Source organism: Chloroflexus sp., from assembly GCF_056331925.1.
In genome coordinates this window covers 69,631-94,283 of record NZ_JBWGQH010000007.1, presented here as the reverse complement: position 1 = coordinate 94,283, position 24,653 = coordinate 69,631, and the positions used below count along the sequence as shown (strand labels likewise).

Below are 24,653 nucleotides of genomic sequence, written 5' to 3'. Positions count from 1 at the left end.
GCAAGAGGTTGCCGGGCAGGTTCGTGACATGTTATACTAAAGGGGCTATGTGACAGAAGCCCCCTTCCGCCGCGCATTTCGTATACCGTCGCGGTATCGACAGTCAGCAGGAGCCGCCATGAAAGCCGTTGTGATGGCCGGCGGCGAGGGTACTCGCCTGCGACCGCTCACGATAAATCGCCCGAAACCGATGGTATCACTGGTCGACCGACCGGTGATGCAACATATCATTGAATTACTCAAACTGCACGGTATCACCGACATTATCATTACCGTGCAGTACCTGGCAAATGTTATCCAAGACTACTACGGTGACGGCAGCGCGTATGGGGTTAATATTACCTATTCGCTGGAAGAGATACCGTTGGGCACTGCCGGTAGTGTCAAAAATGCCGAGCACCTGCTCACCGAACCTTTCCTCGTTATATCCGGTGATGCTCTGACCGATTTTAACCTGACTCAGATCATCGAGTACCATATGGCCTCCGGTGCGACCGCAACCGTCACCCTCACCCGCGTCGCTAATCCACTTGAATACGGCGTGATCATCACCGACGAACAAGGCCGCATCCGTCAGTTGCTCGAAAAACCGAGCTGGGGAGAGGTCTTTTCTGATACCGTCAATACCGGTATTTACGTCTTCAATCCCGATATCTTTCGTTACATTGAACGAGGCCGCGTCACCGACTGGTCGAAAGATGTCTTCCCACGTATGTTGCACCGTGGTGATCGACTGTACGGGTATATCGCCAATGGGTATTGGACCGATGTCGGTACTATCGAGGCTTACATGCGCGCTTGCAGCGATTATTTGTCGGGCAAAGTCAATCTACCGCGCATCGGTCACAATATTGGTGGCGACATCTGGATTGATCGCGATGCCGAAATTGCTCCTGATGCCCAACTGCACGGCCCGATCTACCTTGGTCACGGAGCTAAGATCAAAGGTGGGGTGATTATTCACGGGCCGTCGGTGATCCGTGACTACACCATTGTCGATTCACGGGCCAATATCGATCGCTCGATCATTTGGCGTAACTCGTACATTGGTGAACGGGCCGAGCTGCGCGGTGCGATTGTGTTACGCCAGTGCAACATTCGCTCCCGGGCAATGATCTTCGAGGGAGCTGTGATCGGCGATGGAGTTCAGATCGGCGCTGGTGCAGTGGTGCAACCAAACGTTAAGATTTGGCCCTCCAAAGAGGTAGATGAAGGCGCAACTGTTACGTCAAGTATCATTTGGGGGAGCCAAGGACGCCGTGTGCTGTTTGGCCGCTATGGGATTACCGGTTTAGTTAATATCGAGATTACGCCTGAAATGTGTGCCCGGCTCGGTGCAGCATACGGTGCGACACTACCGCGTGGCACTACGGTGACGATTAACCGCGATGCACATTTTACCCCTCGCATGCTGAAGCGTGCAATTATTGCCGGTTTGCCTTCGGCGGGGGTGAATGTCTGCGATCTACGCAATGTACCAATCCCATTAGCCCGTTACTATACCCATGCGATCGGCGCCGCCGGAGGTGTCCATGTCCGAATCTCACCGTTTGATAACCGAGTTGCCGAGATCAAATTCTTTAACCATCTCGGACTTGACATCAATAGTACGATCGAGCGTAAAATCGAGAGTACGTTCTTCCGTGAAGATTACCGACGTGCCTATCTGGATGAAATTGGCCGCATTTTCTACGGCGAAGATGTGGAAGAGACGTACCGAGCCGCGTTTATGAAAGCCCTTGGCCAAAATGCCGCTTTTGGCAAGGGTTTTCCAATCGTGATCGATTACGCGAACACCAGTACCAGTACGGTCATGGCCGAGATTCTGCGTCGGATGCAGGCCGATGCCGTCGAACTGAACGTCTATCTCGATGAACGGATGGTGTTTCAGACCGGTGCAGAGTTTGAGGCCGCAATGACGCGATTGACCAAAATCACGCCGGTAGTTGGCGCACAGTTCGGTGTCCGTCTCGATCCCGGCGGCGAGAAGATTTTTCTCATCGATGATCGTGGTCAACGCTTGCACCCGCTCCGTGCGTTGGCCGCCATGACGGCGCTCTCGATGCGCGCATACGGCGGTGGGATCGTTGCCGTCCCGGTGACAGCACCCCGTGCCTTTGAACAGATTGCCGCACGGTATGGCGGAAGTATCATTCGCACACGCGCTCACCTCGGCGCATTGATGAACCTCGCCGCCGAACGGCCTGACCTCTTGCTCCTTGGTGATGGTACCGGCAACTATATCTTCCCCCATTTCTACCCTGTCGCCGACGGCATGTTTGCAATTGCACGGTTGATGGAACTTCTCACGCTCAATCAAACAACTCTGAGTGAGGTTCTGGCCGATCTCCCACCTTACTATATTTGGCAAACCCGCGTGCCGTGTCGCTGGGAAAGCAAAGGCAAAGTGATGCGTATTCTCAATCAACAATACCACGAACGACACGGCGAACAAATTGACGGAATCAAAATTGAATTGGGACAAGAATGGGTCCTTATTTTACCCGATCCCGATGGACCATTTTTTCACGTCATTGCTGAAGGCAGTAGCGAAGAGCACGCCCGCATACTCACCGATAAATATGCCGGATTGGTGACGAGCTTGCAGTAGCAACCGGCAGTCGATTGGCAACTGCCGACTGGATACAGACGAGGAGGGGGCAATGTCTACCCGCTCAGGAAGTGAAGATCCGCTCTACAACGCAATCACGACGACGACGGTTCAGATTGGTCGTATTGGATACGGTCTGCTACGGTTACCGCTCGGTCTGTTACCTGCACAAAGTCGTACCCATATGGAACGCGCTATCTATGAACTGAGTCGCGCCTTTGCCAGCCTCCCTGGTGATTTCGCCCGCATTGCTGAACGTGAAATCATTCGTTGGGTAGACGAGCAACCACGGTACCGTCGCCGTGATGAACCAGAACAACACTTGACAGTCATGATTACACCGGAAGAAGCAAAGGTTCCGCTTGCATCACCACTGCGGGAAGAAACACCACCATCGCCCCCCAGCAATGACGAGCCGATTGAAGAAGACATTGCCGAGCTGATCACCGACGAGGTTTCCGCATCGATTACCGATATTGAACGGCTCATAGCTGAACCGCCGAATGTGAGTATTACGTATATTGAATACGACCCGCCCGGTAGCGATCTGGAAGGTGAGTTTGTTGTGATCACGAATGTATCTCACCAGCCCGTCGATCTTACTGGGTGGACGTTGATCGATGAAGGAGGACATCACACATACACCTTCCCGCATTTTACGCTGACCAGTGGCGCCGAGGTGAAAGTGTGGACGAAAGCCGGTACCGATGACGCCAATAACCTGTATTGGGGATCACGCCGCCCAATTTGGAATAATAGCGGTGATAGTGCAATATTGCGTGATGCAAATGGGAACCTTGTCAGTCGTTATACCTATGCAGCCGGCGCGTAGGGTTTGGTGATGATTCGTGATGGCAGGGGTAGGCTTTCCTGCGATGTGGTAAACAAAATCTTCATAGCGTGTGGGTGAGTATCTTATGAGCGATGTTTCTCTGGTTGGTCAGACCCTTGGGCGCTTCGAGATCCTGTCAGAATTAGGACGGGGAGGTATGGCGGTCGTTTATAAAGCGCGTCAGACCGATTTGGATCGGATAGTGGCGCTCAAAATCTTACCGCCTAGCCTGACCAGCGATCAGAGTTACATCGCCCGTTTTCGGCAAGAGGCGCGCAGCGCTGCCCGGCTGGAACATCCTCACATTATGCCGATCTATGAGGTCGGCGAGGTAGCGGGTTACCACTACATCGCTATGAAGTTTATTCAGGGCCGCACGCTCAAGCAATTGCTCCAACAAGAGGGTGCCCTCTCTGTTAAGCGCGCCACTCAGATCCTAGCGCAAGTTGGTGAAGCACTCGATTACGCTCACCGACAGGGAATCATTCACCGCGATATTAAACCCTCTAACGTAATGATTACCGACGAGGGGTGGATTTATCTCACCGACTTCGGTCTTGCCCGTGGTACGGGGAGTAACGGCGGTCTCACAATTGCCGGTACGGTGATGGGAACCCCGGAGTATATGTCACCTGAACAGGCACAGGGTCTGCCAAACGTTGGGCCACCAACCGACATTTACGCGCTTGGGGTGATGCTCTATGAGTTGTTAACCGGCGCGTTTCCGTTTAAAGCCGAGACCCCAATGGCGATGCTGGCCGCGCGCCTCGTCCATGCTCCTATCCCACCGCGCGATGTGCGCAGTGATTTACCACCGGCAGTGGAAGATGTGATTATGCGCGCACTGGCTCGTAAGCCGGAAGCTCGTTTTGCCACCGCAGCCGAGATGGTGGCAGCCCTACGCCAAGCGGTTGGGATGAGTGAAAGTGAGCTGAGCCGGCCACTTACTCCACAAGGTGGGATGCCGGCAATCGGCAGCGGACTACCATCTCCTTTGCCGACCCATCCGGCTACGCCCTTCCCGCCGACCCAGCCGGCTACGCCACCGCCGGTGTACGGCCCAACCACCCCATCACCGGCTTACCTCCAAACACCGTCGATGCCAGCATCTCATCCTTACGCTGCTGCCCCTACTACCCCAGCTCCTAATCCGCTTAACGTACCCGCTACCCCTACCCGCTCAACCAGAAAAGGGCTACTCATAGGCATTCTGGTGGGTGTCATCACGCTTGGGTTGCTTGCCGGTGGTGGGGTCGCGCTGTTTGCGCTGTTCCGATCTTCATCACCACCGGTTCCTCCTACCGATGAAACTGCGTCGTTGATAAGCACCGGCGATACTGCATTAGCCCGCTCTGGCGGATTGGCTGAGGCTATTGCAGCTTACCGCGAAGCCGTTGCTGCGAACAGCGACGACATGACAGCCCATGCGCGTTTGGCCGGCGCATTGCTGGCCCAAGGGAGTTGGAACGAAGTAATTGCGGCGGCTGATCCGCTGATAAATGCTACCGATAGACGCGCCCAAGCTATTGGGTTTGGTATTAGCGGATACGCCTATCTGCATCTCGGTAATCGAGTTCAAGCACGTCTCTCCGGCGAACGTGCGATCAAGGCGGATGACAACGAAGCGCTCGGCCACGCGCTCTATGCAGCGGTGCTGGCAACCGATGCGGCAGATAGTCACGATAACGATTTGATGGATCGCGCCTTTAACGCGATCGGTAAGGCGGAAGATCGACTCGCTGCTTCCGATCCGCTTAACCAATCCTTTGCACATGCCCTTCTTGGTTGGGCTTTTAGCCGGGATTTTCTCCTGCGCGACGATCCAAACACGCTGGAACAGGCTGTTAGTAGCCTTGAAGCAGCCATCGATCGCTTCCCAACCCTCGCCCTCTTTCACTATGAACTTGGGACGATTTATCTCACTACCGATCAGGATAGCACATTGGCCCGTGATGAACTTCAGAACACACTGACGCTCGATCCAACTTTCAGCGCAGCCCAAGCTGCATTGGGTTGGCTGGCCTATCGCGACGATCAAACCGATGTAGCGCAAGCGGCGTTTCAGAAGGCGCTCCAATTGAACCCTGATGAGAGCTTGGCACTTTTTGGGTTGGGCCGGCTGGCCTTCGATGATAAAAATTTTGAACAAGCGTTGGATTACTTTCAGCAGACAATCGATGCAAATCCACACTTCGCCAACGCATATGCGTATCTCGGTGAGACAAAGCTCTTTATCGGTTTTCAAAGCTCTGACAGTGAAACCGCCGGCGATTGGTACAGGCAGGCCGAAGCGGCCTACCGTGAAGCGCTAAACCGCAATGATTACGATGCGTTTGCGTACAATGGTCTCGGTTGGATCCTCTTGTACCAAGATCGGTATGATGAGGCAATTGAAGTGCTGCAAAAAGCCCTTCGCCTCGATAATACAAACGCCGAAATATTTAACGGTCTTGGGTGGTCCTACTTTTATAGCAAACACTACAGTGAGGCTGAAACGTTCTTCCAACAAGCAATTGACTTGAAACCTTCCTACACTGACGCCTACTTTGGTTTAGGTCGGTCGTATGAAGAGCAAGGTCGTTTTGCCGAAGCACTAGAAGCCTTTCAAACGGTAAAGCAGCTCGATCCAACATATCCGAACATCGATGAAGTGATCGAGCGCGTATCATCATAACAGATAAACAATGACAGTTGGAAAAACGCTCCTCCTGATCGGCCCACCTGGTACAGGCAAAACGACTATCGCTAACCTGCTTGCCCAAGAGTCCGGGGTGGCCGTTGTTGCCACCGGTCAGCGTCTCCGGGCCGAGATTCGCGCACAAAGTCCTATCGGTCGGCAGATTGCAACATTGCTCGAACAAGGTCGGCTAGCGCCCGACGATGTGATGGCCAAGCTAATGCGTGCCTGGTTGCAGGCAATTCCGCTATCACAAATGTGCCTTCTCGACGGTTATCCTCGTAGTGTTGCACAAGCACAGATGCTTGAAACAATGCTGGCCGAACTAGGACGACAGGTCGATAACGTCATCGTGCTCGATCTCAGTGAGGCAGCGATCCTTCATCGCCTCAGTGGACGCCGGGTTTGTCGTAGCCCTGCTGGAGACGATGTGACGCTGCACATCGATGACACCGAACGGATAGCACAATGCTTGGCAAAAGGAGGCGTCCTTCGTCAACGTGACGATGATCGACCCGAAGTAATCCGCGCTCGCCTCCGTCTTTATGAACAAGAAACAACACCAGTACTCGATTTCTACAGGCATCGTGGTTTAGTCCACCATATTAACGCCGATCAATCACCGGAAATGGTCGTCGCTGTGATCAACAAGGTGCTGCAAGACGATTAAATCTGAACTAGGAAGCTGTGTGCTACAATCACCGCACGACCGACCGGCGAAGAGATAGCGCACCAGCAGATGAATCTGTAGGAAAAGAACCGCACTGTTATGCGCCACAGGACAGGAGAGTTCAGTGATGAGCGAGTACGTTGCCCTAATTACCGGTGCAGCCAGCGGTATCGGCTTAGCCTGTGCCGAACGATTTGCTGCCGACGGCTACCGGGTGGTGTTGGTCGATCTCCCCGGCTCTGCCGGTGAAGCAGTCGCCGAACGGCTCGGCGGCATGTTTGTTGGCGTTGATTTAGCAACGCAGGCGGGTTGCCGACAAGCGGTTGATACCGCGCTCAATACTTATGGCCGAGTCGATGCTCTGATCAACAATGCCGGTTTTCAACACATTGACGCCATCGAAGACTTTCCCGAAGATCGTTGGGAAACGATGATCGCAGTGATGCTGACTGCACCGTTTCGTTTGACCAAGTATGTCTGGCCGAGCATGAAAGCCAACGGTCGTGGTCGGATTGTCAACATCGGATCGGTGCATAGTCTACGGGCATCGCCGTTTAAGAGTGCCTACATCTCGGCCAAACACGGCTTGCTTGGGCTTACCCGCACGGCTGCTCTCGAAGGAGGCCCTTACGGAATTACCGTCAATCTAATCGCACCGGCCTATGTGCGCACACCGTTGGTCGAAAAGCAAATCGCCGATCAAGCCCGTACTCGTGGTATTCCTGAAGATCAGGTGATCGAGAAGGTAATGCTCGAACCGGCAGCGATCAAGCGCCTCATTGAGCCATCAGAAGTGGCCGGCTTAGCAGCTTTTCTCTGCTCCGACGCCGCTGGTGCTATTACCGGCTCAGTGTACGAAATTGCTTTAGGTTGGACGGCACGGTAGACCTTGCACCGACCGAGAGGGCGATCTGTACTCGGCAAGACCGCCACAAGGGCAGGTGGTACCGTGGCATAACACAAGGAGTAGCCGCGACGTTCGGGGAGAAACACACAAACGAACGGCACGCCGACGTGTACGATTATTGCGAACGGATAGCCCCCCTAGCGGGTGCCCTTGTGGCAGTTCATCCTACGAGGTTGGAGGGATACCTAACACTACACGTGCCTCGGCAACATCATGGCGGATTTGGGCGACCAATTCATCAATACCACTAAACTTCCGCTCGTTACGAAGCCGCATCAACAGCTCGATCCGCACATACTGATCGTACAGATCACCTTGCCAATCGATGAGATGGGCCTCAACCACTTGGCGGGTACCATCGAACGTCGGACGTACCCCGATATTTGTCACCGTTGGCACAACCTCACCGGTCGCGAGATAGGTACGGCAAGCATAGACCCCATGCGCCGGCACTACTACATCTGGATTCACCTGCAAATTCGCAGTAGGAAACCCAATCTGGCGACCACGTCCATCACCACGAGTAACGAGGCCCCGCAGCGCGAAAGGCCGTCCCAACAACGCACCGGCACCGGCGACGTTTCCCGCCAGCACCAGTTCGCGGATACGTGAGGAGCTGACCGGAATCCCGGCTATCGTATACTTGTTCATGGCACCGACGGCGAACCCCAGCTCACGCCCGATCTCCATTAGTCGCGGAATATCACCCTCGCGTCCCCGTCCCATCGCGAAATCCTCACCAACCCAAACCTCACGTACCGGCAATGCAGCGCAGATCCGCGCCATATATTCGGCAGCACTCAGTTGGCGGATCTCGTTTGTAAACGGCGCAATAATCAGCACATCCGGTTCGAGTCGTCGAATTTGCTCGATCTTCTCATCGAGATCCGTCAATAACTGTAATGGTTGACCGGGCTGTAACACGGCACGCGGATTCGGCTCCCACGTCAGCACTGCACTAAGCATATCCAAGGCACGTGCCCGTTCGACTGTGGTACGGATCAGTTGTTGATGACCGAGATGAACGCCATCGAAACGGCCAATGCTCAAAACCGTCGCCCGGTTGGCCAAGCCGGGAACAAGATCACGGGCGATCTGCAAGGCTTTCTGCTCCGTTTCTATCCTTCCTGAGCCAGCCGTTGTAATTCGGCCAGCCGGTTCAACGCTTCTAGCGGGGTGAGTTCCTCAATCCGCAACCGACGGAGGTACTCCACCACCGGGTGCGGTACGAGATCGAACAGCGATAATTGCATACTACCCGCGGTTGAGGGCGCCGGTGGCAATACCCGCTCCCCATCCGAACTTGGTTCGACGCGCTGATCCATCGGTCGTGCCGTGTGACCCTCGAGTTCGGCCAGCAAATCGTTGGCCCGCCTGATTACACTCGCCGGAATCCCGGCTAGCTCGGCGACATGAATACCATACGAGCGATCGGCGCCACCGGGACGCAGCTCATGCAAAAAGACGACTCGGCCGTCACGCTCGACAGCCGCCATGTGAAAGTTGCGCACACGAGGTAGTTCGGCATCAAGTGCCGTCAACTCGTGATAGTGAGTCGCAAATAACGTCCGACACCCCAACCGAGGCTCGTTATGGATGTACTCAACTACGGCCCGGGCAATTGCCATACCGTCATACGTACTCGTCCCACGCCCCACCTCATCGAGAATGATCAGCGAACGGGGTGTGCTCTGCATAAGCAATGCAGCAGTTTCGGTCATCTCGACCATAAAGGTGCTCTGACCGGTGGCGATGTCGTCTTGAGCACCGATCCGGGTAAAGATGCGATCCACCAAGCCAATTTCGGCTTCATCGGCGGGGACAAACGAGCCGATTTGCGCCATCAGGGTAATCAAAGCTACTTGGCGCAAGAAGGTGCTTTTACCAGCCATATTCGGGCCGGTAATGATCAAAATCTGGACATTATCACCATCAAGATCGACATCGTTGCCGATGAACGGCTCACCCAGCGTCCGCTCAACAACCGGATGACGGCCCTGCTTGATCCGCAATACCCGATCGGTTCGCAAGGTCGGTTGGACATAGCGGCCACGCACTGCTACCTCGGCCAGGGCCGCTAACGCATCGATGCGGGCCACCGCAGCCACTGTTATCCGTAGCCGGTCGAGGTGTTGCTGAATATCATCACACAACCGTTGAAAGATATCTCGTTCCAGATCAACCAGCTTTAACCGTGCATCGCTGAGCAACCCTTCGTAGTACTTCAGCTCTTCAGTCACATAACGCTCAGCATTCACCAGCGTTTGCTTGCGTTCGTAATGTGATGGGATCAGTTTCGGGTCAACGGCGCGCGATATTTCGATATAGTAACCAAACACCTGATTGTAACCCACTTTGAGCGAACGAATCCCGGTCCGCTCACGTTCTTTCGTTTCGAGACGGTCGATGAACTCTTGGGCATGGCGACTAGCCTTAATCAGTGCATCGAGACGCTGATCGAAACCGGGCCGGATCACACGGCGCGGTCGCTCGCCACCCTCTTCGGCAGCCCGCAGATAGTTTGACGAACCGAGCAACGCCGGTGGATCATCGTCGAGTGCCCGTTCTAGCAGATCGAGCACATCACTGCACGGATCAAACATGAGCAACGGCTCGCCGTCTATTTCAGGGGCGAGCAAGTCGGGTAACAACGGTGCGATAGCTTGCGCGATGCCAGGTAGTTTACGCAACGCGGCCCGCAACTGAACCATATCACGCGGTGTTGCCACGGCAATACCTTGTGCGATCCGATTGAGCGCCCGCTCCATATCGGGCAACTCGGCCAGTGCCTCACGAAGCTCAAGCCGAGCCATCGTCTCGGCGACCAGGCGTGCTACAGCATGCTGACGCACTTGCAATGGTTCTAAAACGATCAGCGGTTGGGCAATCCAACGCCGCAGCAAACGCGCCCCCATTGCCGTACACGTGCGGTCGAGCACGCCGATCAACGAAGCTTTTACCCCTTGCCGCCCACTACTTTCCAGCAATTCAAGATTGCGCCGAGTCTGTGGATCGAGCAGCATATATGCACCGGTCTGGTACACCCGTAGATACCGCAACTGGTTGACCCGCTGGCGTTGCGTGGTCTGGGCGTATTGAATCAATGCACCGGCAGCGCGCGTCGCCAACGGGCGGTCTTCAAGACCACACACCGCCAGTGTCGCAACCGCCAACTGCTCACACAACGCGGAGGCAGCCGTCGCCAACTCCCAGCGCCACGTCGGCCACTCGGTCACGTGACCTTGCGTCCAACTGGCAGCACTGGGGGCATCAAGACGACGGGCCACCCGCTCGTGGGGCAACAATACCTCACGCTCCTCTTTGGTGAGCGGGGCCAAGTCTTGACTCAAACGTGCCTGTACCGGGGCCAGGTTTGGCAAACGGAGCGCCTCATCGTCAGGGACGAGCACCTCAGCGGGACGAAGACGCGCCAGCTCGGCTTGCAACTGGGTCAGTGCACGTGCATCAACAAACTCGGCAGCGGCAAATTCCCCGGTCGAAAGGTCGGCATACGCCAACCCTACCTTCCCTTGTTCAACCAGCACTGCTGCCAAATAGTTATTCGTGCGATCGGGCAACATCGCCGGATCGATCACTGTACCCGGCGTAATAATCCGTACAATGGCCCGCTGTACCATCTTGCCGCTGCTTTCGAGCGGGGTCAAACCAGCAGCGTAGACCGAACGAGGCCGCGTATCATTGCGCATCGCCTCCGTCTCGCTCAACTGTTCGGCAATAGCCACCCGGTAACCACGGGCAACTAATTCGCTCACATAACGATCAACGGCGTGGTAAGGCATTCCCGCCATCGGCGCATACAGCTTCTGCTGATCCTTCGGCGCTCGCTTATCAACGGCGTATTCTTTACGTGTTAACGTTACGTCAAGTAATTCTGCAATCAACTTTGCATCATCATCAAACGTCTCGTAGAAATCACCGAAGCGAAAGAGCAAAATCGCATCGGCAGCCTCTTCTTTTAGTTTGCGATACTGGCGATACCACGCATGCAATTCAATCGCAGCCATAGCGTTAGCTTATCTCATTCATCTGCTTGCCTCCGCGCTATGATAGCACATTCTCAATCGGCCTAAAGACGCAGAGGTAGCACAAGATACGCTCTGCGTCTTCACCGTACTATATTTAGTATGCCAACAATTCTCGTGCTGCGGCGAGGATTTTTGCGGCATTTGGTCGGTATGCGTCTTCGAGGGGAGGGCTGTAAGGGACAGGGGTATCAGGCGCCGCAAGGCGAGTAATCGGCCCGTCGAGATACTCAAAGGCACGCTCGGCAATAATCGCCGCCACTTCACCGCCTACGCCACAGGTGCGGTTCGCTTCATGGACGATCAGCACCTTGCCGGTCTTCTGTACCGTTGCCAGAATTGCCGCTTCATCGAGTGGTTTGAGGGTACGCAGATCGAGCACTTCAACACTATGACCCTCACGCTCCAGGGTGATCGCCGCTTGCAACGCCTCCTGCACCATCGCGCCATACGCGATGATACTCAACTCTTCACCACTGCGTCGCAATGCCGCTTGACCGATCGGTACCAAGCTCTCCCCTTCCGGCACCGGTCCCTTCAGTGACCGATAGAGATACTTGGTCTCGTAATAAATCACCGGGTTGGGGTCACGGATAGCGCTCAGCAATAGACCATAGGCATCGGCAGGCGTAGCCGGCGCCACGACCTTCAATCCGGGAGTATGCACAAACCATGCTTCATTCGACTGCGAGTGAAACGGACCGGCACGCAAACCACCGCCACCAGGCGCACGGATCGTAATCGGCACAGGCTGCCGCCAGCGAAAATGGTTAGTAGCCGCAAACTGGACGATGGCGTCAAATCCGGTTGAGATGAAATCGGCGAACTGCATCTCGACTACCGGCAAGAAACCTTCAAACGACATACCGATAGCAGCGTAGATCATTGCCAGCTCGGTCATCGGGGTATCGATCACCCGATCTTCGCCAAACTCCTCGATCAACCCTTGCGTCACCTTAAATGCGCCACCGTAGACGCCAATGTCTTCCCCCATAATCAGCACCCGCAGGTCGCGCTGCATCTCGTACCGCAATGCCGCTCGGATCGCTTCCAGATAGGTCAGTTCGCGCGTTCCCTGCTCGTCGGTGATCGTTGTTGTCAGCTTATGCAAACCTTGATCCCATGTCATTGGCTCCTCCTGCCGGTATATTATGCATAGACGCCATCGGTGAGTGTAGCCGGATCGGGGTAGGGCGAAGCCTCGGCAAACGCTTGTGCCTCATCGAGTTCGGCCTCGATCTTGGTCAGTAGCGCTGACAGTTTCGCATCATCGAGCAGGCCCCGCGCACGCAACTCGGCTTCGATCCGTGCAATCGGATCACGTGCTTCCCATGCGGCCAGTAGCTCTTTCGGCACATACGCCATATTATCGTGGATAGCATGGCCGCGCATTCGCATCGTTTTACACTCGATAAAGGTTGGACCACCACCGGCCCGTGCCCGTTCAACTGCTTCGGTAGCTGCTTGATAAACAGCCACAAAATCGTTGCCATCAACAATGACGCCCGGCATGTTGTAGCCGGCTGCACGTTGGGCAATATGCTCGATGGCCATCTGGCGACTGAGAGGGGTCGAATAGGCGTACTGGTTATTTTCACAGATGATAACCATCGGCAACTTAAACACACTCGCCCAGTTCATTGCCTCGTGTGCCAGGCCCTGCGAAGCACTGCCATCACCGAAGAAACACATCGCTACTCGTGGTTCGCCTTTGAGTTTGATCCCGTGGGCCACGCCGGTAATCACGCCGGTTGAGGCGGGCAAATGGCTAATAAAACCGATAATACCCAGACTAAGATCACCCATCCCGTGCAGATTTGCATCACGCCCGCGCGTTACTCCGGTTTCGCGGCCCAGCCACTGGGCCAAAATCCGGCGCGGAGTCAGGCCACGGACGAGATACGCACCGAGATCGCGATGCATCGGTGCGATAATATCACGCGGACCAAGGCTCATGGCAGCGGCCACGCTTAACGCTTCGTGACCGATCTGGGAAAAATAGCCGCCAACAATTTTGCTTTGCTTGTGAAGAAAGGTGCCTCGGTCGTCAAGTGCGCGGGTCAACCGCATCCAGTAGTGTGCTTGTTGCAACAAGGCATCATCGATCGCGTTCATGCCATCTCCTTAGCCAGACGAGGCTCACTTACATGCATTGCCGTCTTGTAAATAATTGGGGATTTATTTAGAGGTATTGTACCCGATCACGCGATCAAGGTTATCGATCACGCCGACAACAGGATCAGCTTTGCAAATATAAAACGGTGCGCGAGGAGGTACATTCCCCGCGCACCGTATACGCCACGACGATGCTTGGTGCGACGACTAGTGAGCGACGTTGACCGCAATCTTGCGCGGCTTGATCTCTTCCGCCTTCGGTACCGTCACCGTCAGCACACCATTCTCCAGCTTGGCCTCAATCCGATCCGGATGGATCTGGTTGGGCAAGCGAATGCTGCGGCTGAAGCGGCCATAGCGGCGCTCGGTCACGTGATATTGGCGATCCTTGCGATCGTTGCTCTGTGTAATTTCACCACTGATCGTCAGCACGTTGTTCTCGAAGGTGATGTTGAGTTGATCGGCCGTCATGCCGGGCACCGCCATTTCAATATGATAGGCATCGGCGGTCTCGCTCAGGTCAAGCGCCGGCACCAGGCTGCCATTGCGTGGCATCACACCGGTGAAGCCGGTGAAGAAAGTGTCATCGAGCAGTTGCGTCATCTCGCGGAAGGGATCCCAACGGGTGATGTTCGTCATAGCCGTCCTCCTTGCATCATTGGTATTGATGGTATTGATTCTTTTCAGAGCAGTGCTCTCATTCGAGCCTGCCTATACATTAACAGGTGATTGTTAGAATGACGTTGGCAGAGTATTAAAACTGTGTCTATGCTTAGCACGCATTTCTTAAAGTGGACGCCAGCATAATTTGGCTGATTACGCAAATATGCTACGCCAATCCCTGCTTATCGAATATACAAAGTTTTTACAAACCTATCTCAATCGTAACGATGCAAATGCGATCATCGGAAGAGTATCTGAAAAAATAGCCTCTCATTCTACAAAATCTTGAACATTCGATCTATACAGCGAGAATACAACGTGATACAATGGAACTGTACTATTAATAGTGCTCGTTCAAAGGGGTACAAACATGGGACGGTCAATTAATATCGACTTACAGGGAGGCGTAGTACCAATCTCACAAGCTGCGGCTAGTTTAGCGGCCTTAATCCGGCGGGCGAAAGAGAGCGGGCAGCCGGTTGTGATCACACAAAAGGGGTATCCATCAGCAGTGTTACTGAACATCGAACTGTTCGAGCAACTCCGTAGCTTAGCCCTACAAACCGAGCAAGCCCGCCAGCGAGAAGCCTGATCGAGCCGGAGACAACGAACGATGATCTCTTCATACACCAGTACTGCCCGTCATCACCATGATGACGGGCAGTCATCGTTAGGAATGCTCTAGTGTCGCTCGTTTTGCGCTGCCATCAAGGCCGGGATCATCCGATGATCGGTTTGGGCTGGTACAAGCGTCACCCGGGCATTACTCTCGGCTAAGTTTTGTAACTCGAGAATAGTAAACAGCGCATCGCGCACTTCAGGATCGGTACCGATACGGGCCAGTGCTTGCCCCAAAATCTGGGGCCTGACCGCCTTTGCACGGGCAAATTCGATAGCCGCCTGCCGCTCGGCAGTACTCGTGATAATATTCACCCGGTTAGCACCGTCTTGCAAAATCGCCGACGTCACTTGGCGCAGCCGGTTCACTACCTTCGCCTCGATCTGCCGGATCATGTTAATATCGCGGAAGTGAACTTTCCGAATATACACCGACCCCAACCGATACCCCCACTCTGCCGCCTTCGGCGATACCTCAGCACGCACCGCTTGGCTCATTGCATGCCGGTTTTCCAACATTTGCGCCAACGGCATATTGCTCAAGGTTCGCACCACAGCGTTACTAACGTTCGCCGCTAACGAACCTTGCGGGTCGGCGTTCTTGAACAAGAAGGCCACCGGATCGGTTACTGCCATCTCGTACCAAACACCGATACCCATCGGCGCACCCTCTTCGGAATTCACCGGTTGGCTGCGTAGGTAACGCTGATCAAGCCGCATATCGATCACATAACGGCGACCAAACAGGCCGATTAGGAAAGCGTTTATCCCTAAATGGAGTGGTAAGATCACCAACCCCGGCTCACGCAATACCCCAACCACACTACCGAAGAGGGTATACACGTGGCATGTACCCTCTTGCACAATTGTGTAGATACCGAATAAGCGCAGCAGGCCAAATAAGGTGGGCACTACAATAAATGCGCCGATGAAGGTCATCGTGGCAACTATGATCACGGTCAAGAGAAAGGTCATTGCTCCACCTCCAGAATAACACGCTCAGCTTGCCGGTAGAGACCTAAACGAACGTTACGTAGATAGGCATTGAGCGCATCACGCCCACTCGCTTTGAGTGCTCGTAACTGCTCGGCCAACGCCAGCAACGGCTCAACTTCGGCCTGCGCTTTCAGCGTCTCGATCTCAACCGCCCGCTTCGACTGTACGATCTTCTGATCGGCTGTAGCTTGGGCGAGGCTGATATCCGACGATACCTGGTTGTGCGCTGTATTGATCGCTGCCATTGCCGACTCCACTTCCGGCGGTGCATCGATTTCGGTGATTAGTGAAGCGTCAAGAATGATTCCGTAGCGTGCCGCCGATGACAGACACTCGCGATCCATTAGCTCGTTGAGGTCACGCAGATTCTTGCGCAGATCGTTGATCGAAACACCGGTCATTTCGCTCCCTTCCCCAGCCATCGCATTTAACTGACCGGTTTCTGTAGCCGGTGCCGAAAAGTTGGCGATCCGCTCACGCAAGATTGAGATGAAGTATCCCATCACGTGAACCACCGGATTTTTCACCCCGAAGAGATAGGCGTAGAGGTGGCGCTCCGATACCCGATAGCGGATCTGGCCTTTCAGGCCGACGTTCAGTTGGTCTTTGGTGACCGCCTCCAACACACGACCACCCTGATTCGCCGTCGGGTCTTCCAGATCGAGCGCCATGTTGATGGTCTGGGTTGCGACCGACACCTTGTACACACGTTCCCACGGCCATTTAAAATAAGGACCACCGGGAGGAATAACCCGCACCTGCGGATAGCGATAACGTTCGCGTTCATCCGGGCGCAAATACTCGGCAAATGGATCGTCCATCGGTGGTCCCGGCAGGCGTTCAGCTCGTCCGAAGATGGTTTTCACTGCGCGCTCGTTTTGATCGACAGTGTAAAAGCTGAAGGCGATGTAGCGAACAATAAACCACCCTAACAGTCCGATGACAACCCCAAGCGTAACGTCCATACAACCACCTTCCTTGTCGTTGCTAACGACCCAGCGCTATCAACCGAAAAAGATATGCGTTCGCGGTCGTCACCACGAACGCATGAGAAAGACACCTGAATGCCGACGGTAAGCGATATACGGAACCGATATGAGGGCCATTGCGTGTATCCTCTCCTTGTGCTGTCAGTATAACATACGGATTCATCCCAGAAAGGTTGCACAGCAATTGTGCTATAATCGCGCTAACCCAGAATGTCATGGCAAGCCAATCGGCGCGCCGACAAGTGAAGGGCCATGTCGCCCGCATGGTTCTTCGCAAGTGTTCCGGTCATCGTAGATCAGGAGAAGGAAGCATGCGAAAGACTCTTCTTACACTGATAGCGCTCCTCGCGCTACTCCTGCCGGTACTGACCGCGTGTGGTCAGCCTACGGCTCAACCGACAGCGACACCGGCTCCCACAGCCGCACCAACCACCGCTCCAACTACTGCTCCAACAGATTCCAGCAAGCCCCGGATCGCACTGGTGACCGATCTGGGCAAGGTCAACGATGGAACGTTTAACGAGTTTGCCCACCTTGGTGCGTTGCGGGCGGCGCAAGAGTTCGGGCTGGAGTACAAGTACATCGAGACGCAGGCCCAAGCCGACTACGAGAAGAACATTCAAACCTTCGTCGATGAGGGTTTCGATGTGATCATCACCGTCGGTTTCCTCATCGCCGACGCTACCAAGAAGTTCGCCGCCGAACACCCTGACATCATCTTTATCGGCGTCGACCAGTTCTACGAGCCGGGCACGGTGACCGACAATTTGGTCGGGTTGCAGTTCCGTGAGGATCAGGCCGGCTTCTTGGCTGGTGCCCTGGCCGGGATGATGACCAAGACTAACACCGTCGGTATTGTTGCCGGTCAAGAGATCCCACCGGTCAAGCGCTTCAAGAACGGTTTTGATAACGGCGCACGCTATGTCAATCCCAACATCAACCTGCTCGGTGTCTATCTACCCACCTTCATCGACCCCGCCCTCGGCGCGAGCACGGCCCAACAGATGATCGGTGAGGGGGCAGACGTGATCTTCGGTGCGGGCGGCCCTACTGGCTCCGGCGCGATCAAAGAAGCGGCAGCGCGTGGCGTGTTTGTCATCGGTGTCGACCAGGACGAATACGTCACCACCTTTGCCAACGGCTCGGCTCCCGGCGCCGATAAAATTCTGTCATCGGCGATCAAGCGAGTCGATGTCGCCGTCTACGACCAAATCAAGGCGGTTGTGAACGGCACCTTCAAAGGAAACGGTATCGCCCTGTACGAAGCGGCGAACGGGGGTATCGGCTACGCTGATTACCACGACACTGCTAACATCGTGCCGGCTGAAGTGAAGGTGCGAATGGAGCAGATCCTCGCGGCGCTGACCAACGGCACACTGACGACCGGCGTCGATCCGGTCAGCGGTGATGTTGATCCGGCGACTATCCCAACACCGCAGCCGTTCCGCACCTCAGATGTCAAGCTACCCCGGATCGCGCTGGTGACCGATCTGGGCAAAGTCAACGATGGAACCTTTAATGAGTCGGCTCACCTCGGTGCGTTACGGGCGGCGCAAGAGTTTGGGCTGGAGTACAAGTACATCGAGACGCAGGCCCAAGCCGACTACGAGAAGAATATTCAGACCTTCATTGATGAGGGCTTTGATGTGATCATCACCGTCGGTTTCCTCATTGCCGACGCTACCAAGAAGTTCGCCGCCGAACACCCTGATATTATCTTCATTGGGGTCGACCAGTTCTACGAGCCGGGCACGGTGACCGACAATTTGGTCGGATTGCAGTTCCGTGAGGATCAGGCCGGTTTCTTGGTCGGCGCGCTGGCCGGGATGATGACCAAGACCAACACCGTCGGTATTGTTGCCGGACAAGAGATCCCACCGGTCAAGCGCTTCAAGAATGCCTTTGATAACGGCGCACGCTATGTCAATCCCAACATCAACCTGCTCGGCGTCTATCTGCCTACCTTCATCGACCCCGCCCTCGGTGCGAGCACGGCCCAGCAGATGATCGGTGAGGGGGCAGACGTCATTATGGGCGCCGGTGGACCTACCGGCTCCGGTGCGATCAAAGAGGCCGCAGCGCGTGGTGTCTATGTGATCGGCGTTGATCAAGATGAATACTTTACGACATTCGCCCGTGGTACCGCCCCCGGTGCCGACCGGTTACTGACCTCGGCATTGAAGCGGGTTGATGTTGCCGTCTACGATCAAATCAAGGCGGTTGTGAACGGTACCTTCAAAGGGAACGGTATCGCGATGTACGAGGCAGCGAACGGTGGTATCGGTTACGCCGACTATCACGACACCGCCGATGATGTACCTGATGCGGTCAAGCGCCGGATGGAGGAGATTCTTGCCGCCCTGACCAAGGGTGAGTTGACAACCGGCGTCGATCCGGTCAGTGGTGATCTCGATCCGGCGACCATTCCAGAACCGCAGCCGTTCCGACCCTAAATCTAAACCGGTTTAGTAGGACACAACCATCACGACCCTGCTTTGCAGAGTCGTGATGGTTGTTTTTATAATTATCAAAACTAGCTTGCCCCATAACTTTTGAGCGTCAATTTATTTAACAGCAGATGCTGCGCAGTCATTGTACCAACGCGGTTTTGCATGGCAACATATCGATACCATGTTGCAAGTGCGTGGACGGAGCTACATCTTGCGCCGCAACTATCGTAACACAGACCAAATTGCGATGGCGTGCGCTGCTATTCTCAATCAAACCGACGGCCACATCCCAATCGACGCCATCCACGAAGGCCACCGTCCGGTCGTGCGATGTTGCCGCTCCGTTAGCGAAGAGGCTATCGCCATCCGCGATTTCTTGATGACCGCAGCCCGCCAGTGGCGCTTGCCCATTCACGCCGGTGCCGTACTCTGCCATAGCCGGCAGGTAGCCCAGCAGATCTGTGATGAATTACAAAAGATCGGGTTGTCGGCAGAACTTACCGAAAAGAGGCAGATCGATCTCTGTAAGCCGGTGGTGAAGGTAATGACCATCCATTCGGCCAAGGGGCTTGAGTTTCCATTTGTGGCGGTGCTGCGGTTAGCGCAAGACCATTTGCCGCATAGTTTCGAGCATTTACCACCGGAAGAACGAGACGAGATGATCGAACAGGAGCGCCGCCTGTTTTATGTTGGGTGTAGCCGTGCAATGTGCGCCCTCCTGGTATGCGCCGATGCCGATCAACCGTCACCGTTTGTGCTCGATTTGCCGAATGAACTTTGGCAGTGGGAAGAAAAATAGGCGTGAATTCTGAACAGAAACTACATTATGATGCACCGGCGTTTAACTCAAGCCGGATATACGTACCAATGGCCGTTACCAATCCTACGCCAAGCCCTAGCCATATACTCAACTCGGCGCTCCACCGCTGCTGAGCCTCGGCAATCATGCGTAGGGTGCGCAGATTACTATTTGCCAACCCCATCACTCCCTGCTGGAGAGCTTGTTGGGTTGCTTCGACCAGCTCACGTTGATTCACCAGTAGCCATACCGATCCGATGGCACTTGCAGTCAGGTACGTAAGGATACCGGCCAGCGACCCGATCAAGAGGGCTAATACTAATCGGCCGAGCCAGTTCCGCTGCGGTACCGTCGCGTTATGTGCGATGCTCATCACTCCACCCTTAGCTGACTACAAACCGACGCAAGCTTAGCTCGGCAAGGTCGGTTGCCCAACACGTTATGCAAATGCCGAGCGACTACTCGCACCACAAACGAACCAGCACTGTATTAGTTGCTACCGCCAGTTACGAGCAAAAGGAGATACCACCATGTAAGCCTACGAAGTAGTTCCCTCACCGTTATTTCCATCACCGGTGATTCGTCGGCGCGCACGCTCCTTAGCAGCCCGCAAACGCGCCAGCGCATCTTCGGTCGCAGACGTGGGAGGAGCTACCGGGTGCGACGACGAGGTTGATGACGCAGGAACCGACGGTGGTGGCGTCAGCGGTTGCTGGGCACCGGCCATCTGGCGGCGAGCTTGATCACGCACAGACCGCAATCGTCCGAGCACCGGATCAGGCGTAACCGGCACTGAGCCGGCCGGTTGGAAGCGTCCGGCCAATGTACCGAGCGCGCCAAAATCACTCCGCCGCAACATCAGCCGACGCAAGGCGATATCGATGGGCAACAGGATCAACGCCAATAGGAGCAGCGGCAACGCAATCTCTTGTGCCGAGAAAACCAGATTGATCCGACTGAACACCTCAGCCGGTTGTTCAACAAACCGACCTTTGGTCATATTCGCCAGTTCGGCTAATAAGCCGGGGTTGGCTTGAGCACTGCGATATTCCGAAGAATACGGAACGACCATTCCAGCTGTCTCTTGGACGACCACCCGATCACCGCGAGTGCCGGCAATTTGCACTAAATACGTGCCGGGCACGGGGCTTTCTAACCGCGCTTGATACTGGTTTGGTGCAACCTGTGTCAACCGCACTTCACGACGCGAACCATCGCCACCGATCAGCGTAGCCGTCACCGTCAAATCATTTTGCCCGGCAGCCGTCATCAGTCGCACAACTGTCTCACCACCAGCAACCGTCACCTCGGCGCGGACATCGGAACCACCACGTGGTGTCAGATCCCCGACTAACTGAGCTGCGAATCGTGGAAATCCGTCCCATGTCAACCAATCACGGGCCCACTTGCCTTTGGTATCGCTAAGCCAGGCCGCACTGCGTCCCAAACCATACTGCCAGGTTGCCAGTATTGGTTGCTGGTCTTCGGTCGCCAGGATCAACTGCGCAGTATCTTTGAGCGTGCTGCCGTTGTAACCGTAGAGTGGTGGAACTGCGTTAATTCCGGCCAAAATAGGGCTATTACTGTAGCGTACCGGTACAAATGGCTGTTCAACGATGTAATTACCAATCGCCGTAATGGTCTCTTGGACGAAGATTTGCGGTACATCAGCCATATCAGCCGCCGGATAATACCGACCACCACCTTCAGCCGCCAACTGTTGCAGATAGGTTGCCGAACCACTTCCCGCTGCCACCACAGTCAATGTAATTCCCTGTTCACGCAGACGAGCCGCAATATCGAGCTGATCACCACCGCTCCCCCAACCATCGGTCAGCAAAATCATGTGCTTAATACGGGCATCGACCTGCTGGAGCATCTCTTCGGCGCGCAGCAGACCGGCGCGAATATTAGTCGGTCCGCGCGGCTCAACGCCGGACACTGCATCAATCACTTGTTCAACCGTAGCCCCGCGGGTAGCGGCAAACGTCGGAAAAGCGGCGCCGTCGAACGTCACCACCCCGACCGTATCTTGTGGACTGAGCAATGCCGTCGCTTGCACCACTGCATCTTTGGCAATATCAATTTTTCGCTCGGTCGAAGAGGTAATGGGGCCGCCGCGATCGGGATTGGCACAATGACAAGCATCCATCGAGCCTGACTTATCGATCACAAACACAATTGCCAGATCGGGCCGTAGCTCACGGTTGCGAACGTCCATATAGACCGGCAATACCTCTTCGACCGCAGTACGACCATAGCCACCGACGCCAAAACTTTCTTCCCCACCGATCATCAACAAACCACGACCGAGATCGCGCACATAACCGGGGATAGCCTGCATCAGCCCAACCGGCAATGCCCGCGCAGGTGTATTTACTAATACCAACGCATCGTAAGTGCTGAGATCGGCCAACGAACGTGGGGCAGCCTCCGGCGCAATAATCTCGGCCACAATATCGGCTGCAGTAAGCGCCGTCGCTAACGGACGAGCATCGGTGGCGTTGCGTGCCACCAACAAGACGCGCGGCGGCCCTTGGACCCGAATTAAGGCTGCTGCTTCATTATTCTGTACCCGCCCATCTTGCGCAGCCTCGACTTGCACCCGATAGCGTTGGAAACCACTTCCCTTAATCGGAACCACGAATTCAACCCGTGTCGCACCGGGTCTGAGATCGAGTTCACGTTCCGCGACGACCCCAACATCATCGATCAGGCGCACCGTTGCACGCTGCGCTACCGTGCTCTCGACAGTTGCCACGATCAACGCCTCTTGACCATCGCGGACACTATTCGGCGCTTCAACGCTGGCCACCAATGCTTCTGCATCGGTCTCGACGAGGGTCAGATCGACAATGTCAATAGGAATACCACGACTAGCCGCCAAACGGGCCACATCAATCGCCCGCCCACTATTTTCGCCACCATCAGAGAGCAACACGAGCCGCTTTTGCGAGTCGGCGGGGAATAATGCCATGCCTAGTTGAATGGCGGCTTCAATGTTAGTACGGTTAGTGATGGGAATTGAAGTAATGCGTCCTAATCGTCGATCACTATCGGGGGCTCGTTCAACCAAGGCATTACCACCGAAGACAACGATTGCCGCTTGATCGTCCGGCGGCATCTCTTGCAACGCCGCACGGATAAAGGCTTCGGCCTGAGCACGGGTCGATGCCGGCATTGAGTCGCTGCCATCGAGTAAAAAAACAGTCGTAAGTCGGTCAACCGGACGCACAAATTGAATGCCGGCAAAGGCAAACACCAGGAATACCGCTATCAAGGTTCGCACGATCAAGCTACCCCAGAACCGCATTGGTGATAAGCGGCGCGGGCCTAACAGCGCGACCGCAATCATCACAACCGGTATGATGAGTAACCACAACGCTTCGGGGTAGATGAACGAGATATAGGGCATAGGCATCCGTCCGCCGGTAGATACTTACCTGAATATGGAATGTATTGGCATTGTACCGATAATGAGCCGCGTTGACAAGACAAAACCTCACTTCTTTTCTGAGACGTAGCTACCGTTGTTCAGGTTCCACTGCACAGCCTAAAACAATCGCTTATTCTGCCGTTTGCTGCGCAAACAAGACGCGGATCAAGGAGGTATGGCATCTCCTTGGTCCGCGTCTCAGGGCAAACCATGCGGTACAAAGCGTATCACTATGCAGTGACCGGCTCAGTTTGCGGCTCAATCTCGATCTTAGCCCCCAACACTTTCAGGAACTGCGCCAGCCATGCCGGGTGTGCCGGCCATGCCGGTGCAGTGACCAAATTGCCGTCGGTGATCGCCTGATCGGCGGGAAGTTCGTGATACTCAGCACCAATTAACGGCAGATCAGGGCCAACTGCTGCATACGCGGTGCAGCGACGACCGTTCAAGACGCCGGCCGCTGCCAGTACTTGTAAACCGTGACAGATCGCTGCCACCGGCTTATTGGCGGTGAAAAAGTGGCGGGCAATTTCGAGCACACGCGGGTTGAGTCGAATGTATTCCGGTGCGCGACCACCAGGAATGACCAGGGCATCGTATTCGTGTTCATTCACCTCATCAAAAGTCTTGTTAAGGACAAAGTTGTGACCCCGCTTCTCACTGTAGGTCTGATCGCCTTCAAAATCGTGAACTGCCGTGCGCACGAATTCGCCGGCTTTCTTACCGGGGCAGACGGCATGCACCTGATAGCCGAGAGCGGCAAGTGCTTGGAACGGCACCATGACCTCGTAATCTTCGACATAATCGCCGACGAGGAAGAGAATTTTCTTCGCCATACACTACTCCT

Annotated in this window: 18 protein-coding genes; 8 read left to right on the top strand and 10 right to left on the bottom strand. The window is 55.0% G+C overall.

What is annotated here, in order from left to right; genetic code table 11:
- The first annotated feature begins 118 nt into the window (after positions 1 to 118).
- From AC01ZF_RS05480 to AC01ZF_RS05460, 5 genes are all read left to right on the top strand, one after another.
- The gene (locus AC01ZF_RS05480) at positions 119 to 2,611 is read left to right on the top strand and encodes a sugar phosphate nucleotidyltransferase (protein ID WP_476575191.1); all 2,493 of its coding nucleotides are present in this window, start codon (positions 119 to 121) and stop codon (positions 2,609 to 2,611) included.
- Between the two features lie 52 nt (positions 2,612 to 2,663).
- Complete coding sequence (locus tag AC01ZF_RS05475; RefSeq protein WP_424674640.1) at positions 2,664 to 3,443, top strand: lamin tail domain-containing protein; 780 nt, start codon at positions 2,664 to 2,666, stop codon at positions 3,441 to 3,443.
- Positions 3,444 to 3,528: 85 nt separating this feature from the next.
- Positions 3,529 to 6,117, top strand: coding sequence for a protein kinase domain-containing protein (locus AC01ZF_RS05470; RefSeq protein ID WP_476575190.1), 2,589 nt, complete (start codon positions 3,529 to 3,531; stop codon positions 6,115 to 6,117).
- Between the two features lie 10 nt (positions 6,118 to 6,127).
- A complete protein-coding gene (locus AC01ZF_RS05465) occupies positions 6,128 to 6,790 on the top strand; it encodes an adenylate kinase family protein (protein ID WP_424674642.1) in 663 nt (220 codons plus the stop codon).
- Between the two features lie 127 nt (positions 6,791 to 6,917).
- A complete protein-coding gene (locus tag AC01ZF_RS05460) occupies positions 6,918 to 7,676 on the top strand; it encodes a 3-hydroxybutyrate dehydrogenase (protein ID WP_424674643.1) in 759 nt (252 codons plus the stop codon).
- A gap of 186 nt (positions 7,677 to 7,862) precedes the next feature.
- On the opposite strand, the gene AC01ZF_RS05455 is transcribed toward AC01ZF_RS05460, so the two are convergent.
- From AC01ZF_RS05455 to AC01ZF_RS05435, 5 genes are all read right to left on the bottom strand, one after another.
- A complete protein-coding gene (locus AC01ZF_RS05455) occupies positions 7,863 to 8,798 on the bottom strand; it encodes a bifunctional riboflavin kinase/FAD synthetase (RefSeq protein ID WP_428112720.1) in 936 nt (311 codons plus the stop codon).
- A gap of 17 nt (positions 8,799 to 8,815) precedes the next feature.
- Entirely contained in the window at positions 8,816 to 11,722 is a 2,907-nt protein-coding gene (gene mutS, locus AC01ZF_RS05450) for a DNA mismatch repair protein MutS (RefSeq protein WP_476575189.1), read from the bottom strand.
- 115 nt (positions 11,723 to 11,837) lie between these two features.
- Positions 11,838 to 12,869: an alpha-ketoacid dehydrogenase subunit beta gene (locus AC01ZF_RS05445; RefSeq protein ID WP_424674646.1), complete on the bottom strand. Its 1,032-nt coding sequence runs from the start codon at positions 12,867 to 12,869 to the stop codon at positions 11,838 to 11,840.
- A 20-nt stretch (positions 12,870 to 12,889) separates the two neighbouring features.
- On the bottom strand, positions 12,890 to 13,855 hold the full coding sequence (locus AC01ZF_RS05440; protein ID WP_424674647.1) for a thiamine pyrophosphate-dependent dehydrogenase E1 component subunit alpha: 966 nt from the start codon (positions 13,853 to 13,855) through the stop codon (positions 12,890 to 12,892).
- A gap of 207 nt (positions 13,856 to 14,062) precedes the next feature.
- Entirely contained in the window at positions 14,063 to 14,494 is a 432-nt protein-coding gene (locus AC01ZF_RS05435; RefSeq protein WP_287907540.1) for an Hsp20/alpha crystallin family protein, read from the bottom strand.
- 394 nt (positions 14,495 to 14,888) lie between these two features.
- Between AC01ZF_RS05435 and AC01ZF_RS05430 the strand changes: the two genes are divergently transcribed.
- A complete protein-coding gene (locus AC01ZF_RS05430) occupies positions 14,889 to 15,110 on the top strand; it encodes a type II toxin-antitoxin system prevent-host-death family antitoxin (protein WP_015942445.1) in 222 nt (73 codons plus the stop codon).
- 89 nt (positions 15,111 to 15,199) lie between these two features.
- On the opposite strand, the gene AC01ZF_RS05425 is transcribed toward AC01ZF_RS05430, so the two are convergent.
- Together AC01ZF_RS05425 and AC01ZF_RS05420 are read right to left on the bottom strand one after the other, a co-directional pair.
- Entirely contained in the window at positions 15,200 to 16,111 is a 912-nt protein-coding gene (locus AC01ZF_RS05425) for an SPFH domain-containing protein (protein WP_424674648.1), read from the bottom strand.
- On the bottom strand, positions 16,108 to 17,097 hold the full coding sequence (locus AC01ZF_RS05420; protein WP_424674649.1) for an SPFH domain-containing protein: 990 nt from the start codon (positions 17,095 to 17,097) through the stop codon (positions 16,108 to 16,110). Before AC01ZF_RS05420 ends, AC01ZF_RS05425 begins: the two co-directional genes overlap by 4 nt.
- A gap of 335 nt (positions 17,098 to 17,432) precedes the next feature.
- On the opposite strand from AC01ZF_RS05420, the gene AC01ZF_RS05415 reads away from it, so the two are divergent.
- Positions 17,433 to 19,574: a BMP family lipoprotein gene (locus AC01ZF_RS05415; protein ID WP_424674650.1), complete on the top strand. Its 2,142-nt coding sequence runs from the start codon at positions 17,433 to 17,435 to the stop codon at positions 19,572 to 19,574.
- Positions 19,575 to 19,752: 178 nt separating this feature from the next.
- Positions 19,753 to 20,370, top strand: coding sequence for a 3'-5' exonuclease (locus AC01ZF_RS05410; protein WP_476575188.1), 618 nt, complete (start codon positions 19,753 to 19,755; stop codon positions 20,368 to 20,370).
- A 25-nt stretch (positions 20,371 to 20,395) separates the two neighbouring features.
- Here AC01ZF_RS05410 and AC01ZF_RS05405 read toward each other — a convergent pair whose 3' ends face one another.
- The 3 genes from AC01ZF_RS05405 to AC01ZF_RS05395 all read right to left on the bottom strand — a co-directional run bounded on the left by AC01ZF_RS05405 (position 20,396) and on the right by AC01ZF_RS05395 (position 24,642).
- Complete coding sequence (locus AC01ZF_RS05405) at positions 20,396 to 20,743, bottom strand: hypothetical protein (RefSeq protein WP_424674652.1); 348 nt, start codon at positions 20,741 to 20,743, stop codon at positions 20,396 to 20,398.
- 165 nt (positions 20,744 to 20,908) lie between these two features.
- On the bottom strand, positions 20,909 to 23,785 hold the full coding sequence (locus AC01ZF_RS05400; RefSeq protein WP_476575187.1) for a VWA domain-containing protein: 2,877 nt from the start codon (positions 23,783 to 23,785) through the stop codon (positions 20,909 to 20,911).
- Positions 23,786 to 24,036: 251 nt separating this feature from the next.
- Positions 24,037 to 24,642, bottom strand: coding sequence for a DJ-1/PfpI family protein (locus tag AC01ZF_RS05395; protein ID WP_424674654.1), 606 nt, complete (start codon positions 24,640 to 24,642; stop codon positions 24,037 to 24,039).
- Between the last annotated feature and the right edge of the window lie 11 nt (positions 24,643 to 24,653).

Coding starts and splice junctions, on each gene's coding strand:
- AC01ZF_RS05480 (WP_476575191.1), top strand. CDS start 119: ATGAAAGCCGTTGTGATGGCCGGCGGCGAGGGTACTCGCCTGCGACCG.
- AC01ZF_RS05475 (WP_424674640.1), top strand. CDS start 2,664: ATGTCTACCCGCTCAGGAAGTGAAGATCCGCTCTACAACGCAATCACG.
- AC01ZF_RS05470 (WP_476575190.1), top strand. CDS start 3,529: ATGAGCGATGTTTCTCTGGTTGGTCAGACCCTTGGGCGCTTCGAGATC.
- AC01ZF_RS05465 (WP_424674642.1), top strand. CDS start 6,128: ATGACAGTTGGAAAAACGCTCCTCCTGATCGGCCCACCTGGTACAGGC.
- AC01ZF_RS05460 (WP_424674643.1), top strand. CDS start 6,918: ATGAGCGAGTACGTTGCCCTAATTACCGGTGCAGCCAGCGGTATCGGC.
- mutS (WP_476575189.1), bottom strand. CDS start 11,722: ATGGCTGCGATTGAATTGCATGCGTGGTATCGCCAGTATCGCAAACTA.
- AC01ZF_RS05445 (WP_424674646.1), bottom strand. CDS start 12,869: ATGACATGGGATCAAGGTTTGCATAAGCTGACAACAACGATCACCGAC.
- AC01ZF_RS05440 (WP_424674647.1), bottom strand. CDS start 13,855: ATGAACGCGATCGATGATGCCTTGTTGCAACAAGCACACTACTGGATG.
- AC01ZF_RS05435 (WP_287907540.1), bottom strand. CDS start 14,494: ATGACGAACATCACCCGTTGGGATCCCTTCCGCGAGATGACGCAACTG.
- AC01ZF_RS05430 (WP_015942445.1), top strand. CDS start 14,889: ATGGGACGGTCAATTAATATCGACTTACAGGGAGGCGTAGTACCAATC.
- AC01ZF_RS05425 (WP_424674648.1), bottom strand. CDS start 16,111: ATGACCTTTCTCTTGACCGTGATCATAGTTGCCACGATGACCTTCATC.
- AC01ZF_RS05420 (WP_424674649.1), bottom strand. CDS start 17,097: ATGGACGTTACGCTTGGGGTTGTCATCGGACTGTTAGGGTGGTTTATT.
- AC01ZF_RS05415 (WP_424674650.1), top strand. CDS start 17,433: ATGCGAAAGACTCTTCTTACACTGATAGCGCTCCTCGCGCTACTCCTG.
- AC01ZF_RS05410 (WP_476575188.1), top strand. CDS start 19,753: ATGTTGCAAGTGCGTGGACGGAGCTACATCTTGCGCCGCAACTATCGT.
- AC01ZF_RS05405 (WP_424674652.1), bottom strand. CDS start 20,743: ATGAGCATCGCACATAACGCGACGGTACCGCAGCGGAACTGGCTCGGC.
- AC01ZF_RS05400 (WP_476575187.1), bottom strand. CDS start 23,785: ATGCCCTATATCTCGTTCATCTACCCCGAAGCGTTGTGGTTACTCATC.
- AC01ZF_RS05395 (WP_424674654.1), bottom strand. CDS start 24,642: ATGGCGAAGAAAATTCTCTTCCTCGTCGGCGATTATGTCGAAGATTAC.